This is a genomic window from Streptomyces sp. MnatMP-M17 (genome assembly GCF_900091995.1).
Lineage (GTDB): Bacteria > Actinomycetota > Actinomycetes > Streptomycetales > Streptomycetaceae > Streptomyces.
In genome coordinates this window covers 1-12,150 of the sequence record NZ_FMDK01000686.1, presented here as the reverse complement: position 1 = coordinate 12,150, position 12,150 = coordinate 1, and the positions used below count along the sequence as shown (strand labels likewise).

Below are 12,150 nucleotides of genomic sequence, written 5' to 3'. Positions count from 1 at the left end.
CGCCTCCGTCGGCGCCGTCCGTCGAGCCGCCGTTCGCCGCGCCGTTGCCGCCGTTCGCGGCTCCGGCGTCCGGCGAGGGCGTCCGCTGCGCGGCGGACGCGACCACTTCCGGAGTCACCGCCTCGCGGGCCGTCGACTTCACCGCCGGCCGGAGCAGCCCGTACCAGAGGCCGACCGCCGCGAGGACCACCACCGCCGCGAGGATCACCGCACGAGGCAGCCAGCGCGGCAGGATGGCCTGCTGCTCGTACGAGCCGTCCAGGACGAGCGGTTCGAAGGGCGGTGACGACGACACCTCATCTTGCCGACCGTCCTCCTCACCAACTTGCTGACTGTCCGTCAACTGTGTCGACTGCGGTGCCACAAAGGCCTGGAACTGATGCGTCACCGGTGTTCCGCGCCAGATCCGCTTGGCCGACCGTACCCGTAACTTCCCGAAGTCGGCGTGTCCCGGCGGGATCACCAGTTCCTTGGCGGCGAAGTCGACCCGCGCGCGCTCCGAGCCCGTACGTGCGCTCAGTTGTACGGTCACCGGAGCGTTTCCCCGGTTGTCGACGGCGAGTTGATGTCTGCCGCGACGGGCACCGGTCGAGCCGCGCGGTACCAGTTCCGACGTCACTTCGGTGAACGGCGCCACGGTCACCCGGCCTTCGGGCACCACCGCCTCGCCCGGTTCGCTCGTCGGCAACACACGTACACCGAAGGGAGTCTCACCCGCGGGCACCGACGGATCGCGCGGCGGGCTCAGCCGCAGGGCGACGGTACCGGAGGCGCCCGGATAGAGGGAAAGAGTCGCGGGTTCCACCGTCGACCAGGCCGAGCAGGCCCCGACCACCTCGAAGCGGTACTCCTCGACGGTGCTGCCGGAGTTCAGGATCTGTAGGGGTACGTCCGTCGCCACGCCCGGCTCGGCGGTGACAGTCGTTGCGTCGAGGCTCGCCGTAACACTCATGGCCCGCACGGTAGGACCGCTCACAGTCGCGAACAGCGGCCGGACAGGAACACTTTCGGGCAGATGTGGTGCCCATCCAGTGGGAGCTGATTTCGTCTCAGCCGTTGGTGGGAAAGGAGTAGCTACCGATGCGTATGGCAACTGGGACCGAAGCCGCGCAGGTCCGGTTCCGCCCATGATGACGCCATCGGTTCGCATATGCAGAGGGGGAAATTCATGACAGAACGTACCATCGTCGGTTTATGCGCGCAGGATCCGATCTCCCAGGCCGGGGTGGCGAGCCAGTTGCGGACCAGACCGGAGGTGAGACTGGCCGGCGGCGACGAGGAAGAGGTCGCTCCGGAAGTGGTCGTAGTGGTGGTGGATGTGATCGATGACGAAGCGTTGCGGATGCTGCGCAACATCCAGCGCAGTGGTACCTCCCGCGGCGTGCTGGTCGCCACCGAGATAGACGAACAGAAGCTGGTCAGCGCCGCGGAGTGCGGTGTGGCCGGTGTGGTGCGGCGCTCGGAGGCGACGCCCGACCATCTCGTACGGGTCATTGTCGCGGTGGCGAACGGGGAAGGGCATGTGCCCGCCGACCTCCTCGGCAAGCTGCTCGAACAGGTGGGGAAATTGCAGGGACAGGTGCTCGGGCCTCGTGGTCTGCACTTCACGGGCCTGTCGTCGCGGGAGATCGATGTACTGCGGCTGGTCGCCGAGGGGTACGACACCGCCGACATCGCGATGAAGCTCGCCTACTCGGAACGCACCATAAAGAACGTGCTGCACGCGGTGATGACCCGGCTGCAACTGCGTAATCGCTCTCATGCGGTGGCGTACGCGCTGCGTCAGGGGCTGATCTGACGCACCATCAGTGTGCCGTCATCTGCCGTCGGCCCAACCGCTCGCGGTACGGCTCGGAACCACTGCCCGAAAGGGCAGAGCTGGGTTCCCGCAGGACTGACTCGCGCCTCTCTGCCCGCCGGGGGCGCGAGCAGGGGATGGTGAGGGCCGGCGTGCCGATCTGGGGAGGGTTCCGTGCGGCGGTCTCAGCGATTCCGGCGATCGGCACGGGCGCGGCTCCCGCGGACGTCACGGATACACCGGACACGGTGGTCGGGGCGGCCACGGCAGGCGCACCGACCGCGTATCGCGCCCGCCTTGCGCGTGCTGCCCTTCGTACTGCTCCTGCTGGCGGTCGGCAGCCTGTCCAGCTCCGCCGCCACGCCGGCCGCGGCCGTTCCCGAACCGCCCGTCACACCGGCCGTGGTGGAGGAGGAGCTCGACCCGGGCGGCGTCCTCGCCGTCGACAAGCAGGTCCGTACGCCCGCCATCCCGCCGAAGCCCGACATCGTGCTGCTGGTGGACGGCACCTACAGCATGAACACGGCGATCGCGAGAATTCAGCAGAACCTCCCGGTGATCACCAACAGGGTGCGCGAGGAGCAGCCGGACTCGCGCTTCGCCGTGGCCACGTACGGAGACCAAGAGGTCGACGCCGACAACGGCGAGGTCTACACCGTTCTTCAGCCGCTCACGCACGACCTCGGCGCGGTGCAGACGGGCGTCGACGAACTCGACACCCACCGTGGCGAGTTCAGCATGGGACCGTCCGAGGACTGGATCAACGCGCTGTGGCAGATCGCGCACGGCAGCGACGGGGGGACCGTCTTCCGTGAGGACGCGAGCCCGGTGGTCGTGCTGGTCGGTGATGCTTCGAGCCACGACCCGAGCATGGGGCACTCGCTCACGGACACGATCAACGCGCTGAAGGACCGTGGGATCAGGGTCGTGGGCGTGGATATCGCCACCGCGATAGGCGACGGCCTCAACGGAACCGGCGACGCCAACAACCCCGACTATCCCGACCAGGTGGAAGACCCGCTGCACCCGCCCGGCCAGGCCGACAAAGTCATCGACGCGACCAACGGCGCGCTGCTCAGCGATGTCGACGGGGAGGCGGTGGCGGACAAGATCGCCGAAGGCCTGACCAATCTGCCCACCTCCGTCGGCTATCAGCTCGAAGGCTGCGATCCCGCCCTCACCGTCACCCTCGAACCGCCCGTCCGAAACCTCACCAGCGGCGCGACCGCGGCCTTCGACGAGACCATCGAGGTCGCCGAGAACACTCCGCAGGGGACCACGCTGACCTGCACGGTCCAGTTCCTGCTGGGCTCCGGTACGGGAAGTGGCACGGCCGATGGTTCAGCCGACGGCACAGGAAGCCTCGGCCCGAGGGCCGTGCCCGATCCCGCGCTGACGCAGACGATCAGCATCGCCGTCAACGACGTCGAGGCACCGGTGGTCACCGTGGACGACCGTACGGTACGGACCAGGAACCCGGACGGCGCCCGCGTCTCGTTCACCGCCACCGCCGAGGACGCCCACGACGGCCCGCTGCCCGCGCGGTGCGCTCCCGCCTCGGGCTCGCTCTTCCCGGTCGGCCGTACGACGGTCACCTGCTCGGCCACCGACTCGAACGGCAACACCGGTACCGACACGGCGACGGTGGAGGTACTGGAGCAGCCGGTTCCGCCGCTGCCGCCTCTTCCGCCGACGGCCGATGTCGCCGTGGACGTACGGATCGAGCCGCAGCGTACGTACACCGGACGCGACGCCCGCGCCCGTTTCGTCCTCACCAACGCGGGACCGGACACGGCCACCGGTGTCATCCTCACCTCCGCCTGGCCCAGAACGCCCGATCCCGGCAGGCGCACCTTGGCGGGACTGTCCCGCTGTACGCCGACCGCGCCGTGCACGATCCGGCCGGGCGGCCGGATCGAGGTGACGCAGACAGCCACGTACCGGACGGCGATCAGCGGAGACGTGCACGGGAGCGTCGTCGCCACACTTCCCGACCGCCGAGCTGCCGGCAACAGGGACCAGGCGCGGCTGCGTGTCCTCCAGCCGAGGCTGACGGTCACTCCGGCGGTGGCCACACCGGGACAGGTCGTCCTGGCGCGCGGCGCGGACTACCCGCCGGGTGCACGCGTACGGCTGAGCTGGAGCGCGGGCATCACCGCGGCGGGAGCGCCGGTGACCGTCGGCGGTGACGGTACGTTCGAGGCGCAGATGCCGGTCCTCCGCAAGGACCGGCTCGGGCCGCGGCGGCTCCGCGCGGACGTCACGGATCTCGACCGGCTGGAGAAACCGGTGCTGGTGGTCCAACGCAAGCTCCAGCCACCGGACTTCGCGGGGCGCGGATGATGTGGGTCACGGGAGTCCGGTCGTGATCCATGAGGTCGATGACACGCTGCGCGCCCTGCTCAGGGCCGAGGTACTCGAAGGCGCCCAGATCGCGGTGGTGTTCGACGCACCGACCCGCGACTGGGCCGCCAAGGTCAACGCGCCGACGGTCAATCTGTATCTGTACGACATCCGCGAGGACATGCGACGCCGCGAACGCGGGCTGTACAACGAGTACGACGAACGCGGCACCGTCGTCGCCCGCCGCAGACCGCCGCGCTTCTTCAAGCTCTCGTATCTGATCACGGCCTGGACCAAGCGGCCCGAGGACGAACACCGCCTGCTCTCCTCGCTCCTGAGCTGTCTGCTGCGGTACGAGGCGCTGCCGCCCGAGCGGTTGACGGGAATCCTCGGGGACATCGGGGTCGCCGTACCGATGACCATCGCGCTGCCTCCTCCGGAGGATCGCTCCTTCGCGGATGTGTGGAGCGCGCTCGGCGGGGAGTTGAAGCCGTCGCTGGATCTGGTGGTGAGTGTGCCGGTGACGGAGTCGCCGACGTATCCGGCCGGACCGCCGGTGGGCGACGAGGGACTGCACGCGCGCTTCGGGGATCACGCTCCGGAGGGGCGGGGACGTACGGGTACGAGGCGGCCGATGCCGGTGTACGGCGGCAAAGCTGACACCGAGCCCGAGCCTGGTCCCGAAGCCGCTACCGCGCGCCCAGGCCTGTCACTCCGTATCACGGAAACCAGAGGCGATGACTGACGAGCCTCAGCGGCACGATGGGCTTCAGCAGCACAAGGACCCGAACCTGAGGCATCTGCTGGCCCGTGCCGTTGTCGTGGAGCAACGTATCCGCCGTGCGGTCGAGGCGCGTCAGCTCACCGATCCCCATCCGGACGACGCGTTCCGCGGCCTGTACCTCACCGAGGAGACGATCACACGGCTGCTGGACGAAGGCCGTACGTTCCCGGTTCCGGAGCAGGGCGAGGCGTCGGTACTGACAGCGCCAGATGAGCCGCCGTCCCGACTGACGTCCCTGGCAACGGAGTTCGGCCTGTCGCCTCTCGATGTGGAGATCCTGCTCATCGCACTTGTACCGGATCTGGACGACCGCTTCGAGGCGTTCTACGGCTACCTCAACGACGATGTGACCCGCCGCCGTCCGACCATCGGTCTCGCCCTCGGGCTCTGCGGCTTCTCGCCCGCCGACGCGAGCGCCCGTGCCCGGCTGGGCCCGCACGCGCCGCTGCGTTCCGGGGGAATACTGCTGGTGGAGGAGGCGGAACGTCCTTTTCTGGGGCGGGCGTTACGGGTTCCCGACCGGGTCACCATGCATCTGCTCGGCGACGACACGCCCGATCCACGGCTGACGGATCTGCTGGCGCCCTGGCATGCCGTCGAGGGCGTCGGCGATCCCGGGCCGCTGGCTCGTATGCTCGGTCCGGGCATCGGCCTGGCGTATCTCCGTGAGGACCAGGGCGGCGCGGGTACGGCGGTGGCCGCGTCCGCGCTGAGCCTCGCCGGGCGTGGCGTACTGGGCCTCGATCTGTCGCGGCTGACCGAGGACCCGACGCCGGCCGAAGCGGTACGCGCGCTGGTGCGCGAGGCGCGGCTGACGGGGGCGGGGCTGGTCTGCGCGCCGCTGGACGCGCTGGCCCGCGACCGGCCGGAACTGTTGCGTCTGCTGACCGGTACTCCGCTGCCCACCGTACTCGTCGGCCGGGTCCCGTGGGACGCGGCCTGGTCGGCCCGTCCACCGCTGCTCCTGCACGCACCGCGGGTGGAACCGTCCGTACGGGCCGCGCTCTGGCAGGACGCGTACGCCGCTCCCGTACCGTCCGGCCTCGACATCCCCGCACTGCTCTCGCCGTTCCTCCTCACTCCGGACCAGATCGAGGGCGCGGCACGCGGCGCGGCACAGACGGCCCGGCTGGACGGCGGGACGCTCACCTCCGACCATGTACGGCAGGGCGCCCGCGCCCAGAACGCCGCGGGCCTTGACCGGCTGGCCCGCCGTATCGAGCCCGCGGTGAGCTGGTCCGATCTGGTCCTGCCCGCCGACACCCACGCCCAGCTCCGCGAACTCACCGCCCGCGCCCGCTACCGCGACCAGGTCCTCGGCGCATGGGGCATGCGGCCGGGCGGTGGGCGCGGCCGAGGAGTATCGGCGCTCTTCGCCGGCGACTCCGGCACCGGTAAGACCATGTCCGCCGAGGTGATCGCGGCCGATCTGGGCCTGGACCTCTACACGGTCGACCTGGCAACAGTCATCGACAAATACGTAGGCGAAACGGAGAAAAACCTCGAACGCATCTTCACCGAAGCGGCCGGCGTGAACGGCGTCCTGCTCTTCGACGAGGCGGACGCGATCTTCGGCAAACGCTCCGAGGTCAAGGACGCCCACGACCGCTACGCCAACGTCGAGAGCGCCTATCTCCTGCAACGCATGGAGTCCTTCGACGGCCTCGCCATCCTGGCCACCAATCTCCGCGCCAACCTGGACGACGCCTTCACCCGCCGTCTGGACCTGGTCATCGACTTCCCCATCCCGGACCCGACCCAACGCCGCCTCCTCTGGGACCGCTCCCTGGGCCGAACCCTCCCCCGCGCCCCCGACCTCGACCTCGACCTCGACTTCTGCGCCGAATCCTTCGAACTGGCAGGCGGCAACATCCGCTCAGTAGCCGTCACAGCGGCCTACCTATCGGCCGAATCAGCCACCCCGGTGTCCATGCCCACCCTGATCCACGCGATCCAACGCGAATACCAAAAACTGGGCCGCCTGACCCTGGCCTCGGAGTTCGGCCCATACCTGGACCTACTGACCTGAGCCCATCACGACGACGGACAGTCCCGGCACGTCAGCCGACAACAACCCGGGTGCCATTGAAGTTCGCGACGATCTCCAAGCTGCCACCGAGCGCGGCGACATAGGCAGCGATCGTTCCCACCTCCGCCGCTGTCGCACTGCCTCTCTCGATCGCCGACACCCGCTCCTGCCTCACTTGCATACGAGCGGCCACCTCACTCTGGGTAAGACCGAGCTGCTTCCGCATCTCGGCCAGCTTGTGCGCACGGGCCTCGCCCACCATGCGCTGAGCCCCAGCCGCGATCTCATCGAGGTCTTCGGCATCGAAGACCTCCCGCTTGACGTCGTCCCAGGCATGGAAGCCGGTCATTCCCCTCCTTCTGAGAAACCACTCAAACCAGCCCCGCCACGCCTCAGACAGCGACGAGGGTGACCCGTCCTCCGCAGAGCTTGGCCATGTCGTCCACGTCCGAGGTGAGCATCACCACCGGCCCGGACTGATGCATCGCCGTGACGGCGACCATCGCGTCGATGGCGTACTTGTGCCCGTGCAGTCCGGTCTCCTGGAGCAACTGCGCGGCCTCCTTGGACCACCCCACGCTCAGCGGCTCCACACGCACTTGCGAGAGGACGTAGTTCCAGTGAGCGCGCTTGATCCGACCGTGCTGGGCCTCGATGAGAGTGGCGCCGCTGACCACGCGATCAGCCCCACGGTCCAGCGCCGACCGGACCAGGTTCAACACCGTCCGGTCCTGCTCCAGGTAGAGCGACAGCCCCTGACTGTCCAGAACGAGGCTTCCCCCACCCGTCAGCCGGCCTCGCGCCCCCCTCCCGCTCCTCGGCCCGCGCCCAGACGTCTGCGGCTTCCCGCTTCTCCTCGCCGGTGAAGGCACCGTGCTCCTGCTCGTACTCCGCGAGGTACTCATGCGTGGCCTGATTACGCAGATGCTCCTCGACGGCCGCAGCCACTATCGCCGACACACCACGCCCACCGGCACTGTCCCGGAGGGCCCGAACAGTGCCCTCAGGAAGCGACACACTGATCGCCTTCGCCGGCCCCTCACCAATCCCTGGTCCCGCCTGCTCATCCGCCATGAGACAAGTTTAGCAATCGATTTCACAAACAGCAGACCCAGCGAATGTACTCGCTCAACCTGGCTCCGATCGCACTGCTGTGACGATCACGCACGGAGCTCCTACATGGATTACGGCAGGTCCGGATTCTGGAGCCGAGACGTCCAGACGGAAGTGTGGCCCTAGCCTCTGCCCGAAGAGGCGACCCGCATCGTCGACCGCCCGCCCGGCTGGACGGTGCCCGCGACGACAGGGACAGGGCGACGACACGGCTGTGGAAGGTGGGTGAATGAAGTACCCGTTGCCGAGGTCCCGGAGAAACACGCTGTCCACCACGGCATAGAATCGCAGACCGTCAACAATTCGGTTCTGGAGCGGGCATCTCTGCAAGTCATGACGACGGTGTTCTCGTTGGCGGACACCCGGACACCCGGAGGTCGCCTCGAAGGACCTCGACTCTTTCAAACCTGACAGTCGACATTATCCCATCAGCTAGGCGAGTCTCAATCCATGCAATTCGACAAAAATACGAAACCAGGGCCCCACCCTGACTCGGAGTTGGGGCCATATTGCGCACCTCCTCACAGAGGGGAATAGCGTCAAGCTCTCCCAGATCAGCTCAGAGATCAGTTCTTCCCAGAAAAGACGGTAAACCACGAACGCCGACGACATCATGCTCCATAAGGAATGCAAGGACGCGCCCACCAAAGATGAGACCTCGCCTCCAACGGAGGAGGCGCCCATCAACCGCACAGTGGGTAGGGTTGGCAATACCTGAGAGCATAAGGTACTCCAGGTTGCCAGAAGTGAGAAGCTCTCTCCCATCGCTCCGTACGGCCCAAATTCCAGTCTCACCTTCAGAAACAAAGACGGCATGAGGCACTACGACGGGGTCGGGGAGTTGTGGCACCGGATTCAGCACCATGAACCCTCGCCGGTCGCCGAAGTTCCTCCACCTGATGTCAGGTGAGATCTCGGAAAGCTCCCTTGCCAATCGCGTGCTGGCGATGATCTCCTGGAGACCCGTGTGCCTTGTCAGTAACAGATCGGCTTCCTCTTCGCGCAGGGCTTCAAAGTAGCCGAGCCAGAGGTATGCAGCCAACATGTCCGGGGAGTCGGTAGCTGTCGGTTGGATTTCGAAGAAGGACGTGAAACCGATTTTCTCTGCACGCAGGTATTCTTCCACTTCCGGCGGCATCGAAGCGCCGGGAAAAACCCAGGTGTTCGGGTAATTCGTGTGTGCTTCAGCCCTGTGGTGATCAAACAGACGAAGCGCATCACCTTGCGCTGGCCTTTGCAGCTGCACCATGACTAGCGTTTGCATCACTCAATCTCCTGATAGTTCCCTCTTCCGGTGTTCTTCATCTTCAAAGACAGTCCGTGGGCGTGTATACAGTCCATCCCGAAGCTCATATGCACTTCGTCGGGCTGGTCGGCCAGGTAATCCCGGACGGGTGTGTTACCAGTACCCGGCTGAGGGGATTCGAACCACCTATTGAAGACATCCTGGTTGATCTTCTTGTCCACGAGCCCCAGGTTCTTTACTGTGTTGAGTCCGCCGTTATTTGCTTCACGTATGTGGTGCCAGTTCTTACCTTTGGGAACCGCGGGATAGCGTTCGTCCGCACCGGCTCGGTAACTCAGCACCTGCCGAGCGTCACGGTACTCTGCCCAACTGTCCCGTTTCTTCATCTCCTCCCAGGCGGGCCCCCGTTTGAAAAATCCCCTGTCAGGGACAAACGTGCTCCATTTTCCGCTTATGGGGTAATCAACCGGAGGGCCTGCCTTGCCATCGTCACGGTAGTCGCTGAGCTCTTGACTGGTGAAGTCACTCTGACCCACTGCGGTGACTGCACTCGGGATGCGAACCTTGTTGACTACGATGACGACTACATCCCCGACTGCCGGTGGTGTTTTTTGCCTAAGCATCTGAAGTGAACGTTCCAGATCCTTCGCCAGGATCACCGTAGCATCGTAGGCATCAATGAGATCTGCGACCGGGAATCGCGCAGTCTTGACATCCCTCAGAATATTCTGATAGTCAAGCTCCGGATATCTTCCCGCATGAAACTTGCCGGAGATTTCCCGGTAGGATTTTACTATTCCCGCCCTCTCGGTTTCACCGGCCTGGGCGAGCGCATTCTTGGTTCTACTTTGTTGGTAGAGTTTCCTGGCAGACTTGTAGCTCTTCTCTGCCCTTTGGTGCGCGCTCTTCACTCTCTTTATTTCTGCTTGCGAGAAGTTGCCGATTCTGTGCCGACTGGCCAGCAGGAAGACCGAATACGGATAGGAACCATGGAACTCGAATCCTCGAATCCAGGGAAATCTCATCCTGAGAGGGTTCAAGGAGGTCAGAAGATCTGCAGGAGCAGCACCTGCAGATTCACTTGAATCGACGATTTGCCGAGCCCTGGAAAGCGCTTCTGGAATCTCCCGGTCTTTTCTTTTACCTTTTTCCCTATCCTGCTTTTCTGGCGACTCCTTTCGCTTGCTTCCGCTCCTCTTCCTGAGATCGGACCAGAGCCGCTTACCGGCCTTGGCGATTTTGTCGACCAGTTTGTCTATGGCTCGGTTCACCGGGCGGGAGACCTTTTGGAAGACCTGGCGGACCTTGTTGGCCAGGCCGCCTATGCCCAGGAGCGAGGCCAGGAGGCCTATCAGGAGGGGGATGCTGGTGGCGAGGGCTGTTTCTATGGCCTTGGGGACGCCTGCTTGGGCGCCGTTGGCTATGGCTATGACCGCGTCGAGGACCGCGTTGACGAAGGCGGCTATCTGGGCGCCCTGGGTCACGATGAAGGTGACGATGTCGATGATTGCCTTGACGGCGCGGATGAAGGCGGACGCGGGGTTGAGGAGGGAGAGGATCCAGGTGATACCGGCGATCAGGACGGTGGGGATGAGGTAGGACTTGAGGTCGTCGAGGATCGTGGTCTTGAGGTCGCCCGTCTCCGCGGTGATTTCCTGGGCGGCGCCGGCGGGGCCCTCGCGGGCCAGGGCGCCGGCTACCGGCACGGACTGTTCGACCTTGGCCATCGCCTGTTCGGGGACGCCCTTGCGGGTGATGCGGGCGCGGATGTTGTCCCAGGTCAGGCCCAGGAGCGAGGCGATGAGCTGGATGATGCCCTTCAGGTCGAAGCGCGAAGGGATCGCCAGGCCAGTGCTGACCGCCGTGCCCAGGAGCCAGGAGACCAGGCCGGACTTGAGGTGATCGGCGATGTTCCCGATGAACAGGTTCAGGCCCGCGCCGACGGAGGAGACCAGGTTCCGGAGGAAGCCGATCGGGTCCTTGATGATCTTTGTGATGGCGCTCGCGGCCTTGGCGAGAATGCCCATCAGGAGGTTCTTGAGTTCCATGATCGTCTGGATGACGCCGACGACGGCGTCCACGACCATCGCGATCAGGCCCTTGTTCTCCTCTTCGAGCTTCTTGATCTCCTCGTCGACCGAGTTGAGGGCCTCGGTGTATTTCTGGGCCAAGGTCTGGACCAGTTCCTGGGACTTGTCGTTGACCTGCGACTCCAGGTCGTCGAACTTGCCCGCGAAATCGGCCGCCGCCTCCTCGCCGAACTGCCGCAGATCCGCCGGGAGGCGGTCGACCTCCGCCTTCAGCTCATTGCGGCCCGTGGCGATACGGGCCTTCGCGCGGCCCAGTTCGGTGCCGATCGTGTCGGCGATCGTGGAGATGACCGCCTGCATCTTCGTCACATACAGCTCACGTGACTTCTTGAAGATGTCCAGACCCTCCTGCGGCAGGCCCTTCAGCTTGTCCCTGCCCCAGCGGAACGGGCCGCGCCACCCCGAATAGCGCCGGTCCTTGTACTCCCTCATCCGGCGTTTGTGGTCGGCGGTGAAATCGTCCCGGGCCCTCTTCTCGCCCTCCGTGAACTGCCGGTCGACCTTCCCGTCCAGATCGCCGAGGATCTTCTCGACATCCTTCTGCGTGGCGTCGAAGACCTTCTGAAGCCTGGCGGTGACCTGTTCACGCTTCTTCTCGTCCGCCGACTTCGTCTCGCCCTTTCCGCTGTCCACCGCCCGGCCCGCGGCGCCGCGGTCGGCGGTCATGGCGTTCATCGCCTGCGCGCCGGACACCGCCGCGCCCGCCTGCGCCGCCGACAGCTGCTTGGCCTCGGCTGCGCGGCCCCT

Annotated in this window: 9 protein-coding genes; 4 read left to right on the top strand and 5 right to left on the bottom strand. The window is 65.9% G+C overall.

Annotated features, from left to right (window positions below; translation table 11 throughout):
* Positions 1–952: COG1470 family protein (locus GA0115259_RS28290; RefSeq protein WP_093602287.1), on the bottom strand; the 952-nt coding region annotated here is incomplete at its 3' end.
* Positions 953–1,168: 216 nt separating this feature from the next.
* Between GA0115259_RS28290 and GA0115259_RS28285 the strand changes: the two genes are divergently transcribed.
* From GA0115259_RS28285 to GA0115259_RS28270, 4 genes are all read left to right on the top strand, one after another.
* Positions 1,169–1,798, top strand: coding sequence for a helix-turn-helix transcriptional regulator (locus tag GA0115259_RS28285; protein WP_093602281.1), 630 nt, complete (start codon positions 1,169–1,171; stop codon positions 1,796–1,798).
* 303 nt (positions 1,799–2,101) lie between these two features.
* Complete coding sequence (locus GA0115259_RS28280) at positions 2,102–4,141, top strand: VWA domain-containing protein (RefSeq protein WP_256098179.1); 2,040 nt, start codon at positions 2,102–2,104, stop codon at positions 4,139–4,141.
* 22 nt (positions 4,142–4,163) lie between these two features.
* Positions 4,164–4,886 (top strand): Pvc16 family protein, encoded by a 723-nt coding sequence (locus GA0115259_RS28275; protein ID WP_093602279.1) that lies wholly within the window; start codon positions 4,164–4,166, stop codon positions 4,884–4,886.
* Positions 4,879–6,954 carry an ATP-binding protein gene (locus GA0115259_RS28270; protein ID WP_093602277.1) on the top strand — a complete coding sequence of 692 codons (2,076 nt, stop codon included), beginning with the start codon at positions 4,879–4,881 and terminating at the stop codon, positions 6,952–6,954. Before GA0115259_RS28275 ends, GA0115259_RS28270 begins: the two co-directional genes overlap by 8 nt.
* 31 nt (positions 6,955–6,985) lie before the next feature.
* On the opposite strand, the gene GA0115259_RS28265 is transcribed toward GA0115259_RS28270, so the two are convergent.
* From GA0115259_RS28265 to GA0115259_RS42240, 4 genes are all read right to left on the bottom strand, one after another.
* On the bottom strand, positions 6,986–7,303 hold the full coding sequence (locus GA0115259_RS28265) for a helix-turn-helix domain-containing protein (RefSeq protein WP_093602275.1): 318 nt from the start codon (positions 7,301–7,303) through the stop codon (positions 6,986–6,988).
* Between the two features lie 43 nt (positions 7,304–7,346).
* Positions 7,347–7,745: a PIN domain-containing protein gene (locus GA0115259_RS28260; protein ID WP_093602283.1), complete on the bottom strand. Its 399-nt coding sequence runs from the start codon at positions 7,743–7,745 to the stop codon at positions 7,347–7,349.
* Between the two features lie 881 nt (positions 7,746–8,626).
* Entirely contained in the window at positions 8,627–9,316 is a 690-nt protein-coding gene (locus GA0115259_RS39710; protein ID WP_141716720.1) for a hypothetical protein, read from the bottom strand.
* Between the two features lie 14 nt (positions 9,317–9,330).
* The coding region (locus GA0115259_RS42240) for a phage tail protein (RefSeq protein WP_237540553.1) at positions 9,331–12,150 on the bottom strand (2,820 nt) is incomplete at its 5' end.

Excerpts from the sequence above, each read along its gene's own strand:
- GA0115259_RS28285 (WP_093602281.1), top strand. The coding sequence starts at position 1,169 with ATGACAGAACGTACCATCGTCGGTTTATGCGCGCAGGATCCGATCTCC.
- GA0115259_RS28270 (WP_093602277.1), top strand. The coding sequence starts at position 4,879 with ATGACTGACGAGCCTCAGCGGCACGATGGGCTTCAGCAGCACAAGGAC.
- GA0115259_RS28265 (WP_093602275.1), bottom strand. The coding sequence starts at position 7,303 with ATGACCGGCTTCCATGCCTGGGACGACGTCAAGCGGGAGGTCTTCGAT.
- GA0115259_RS39710 (WP_141716720.1), bottom strand. The coding sequence starts at position 9,316 with ATGGTGCAGCTGCAAAGGCCAGCGCAAGGTGATGCGCTTCGTCTGTTT.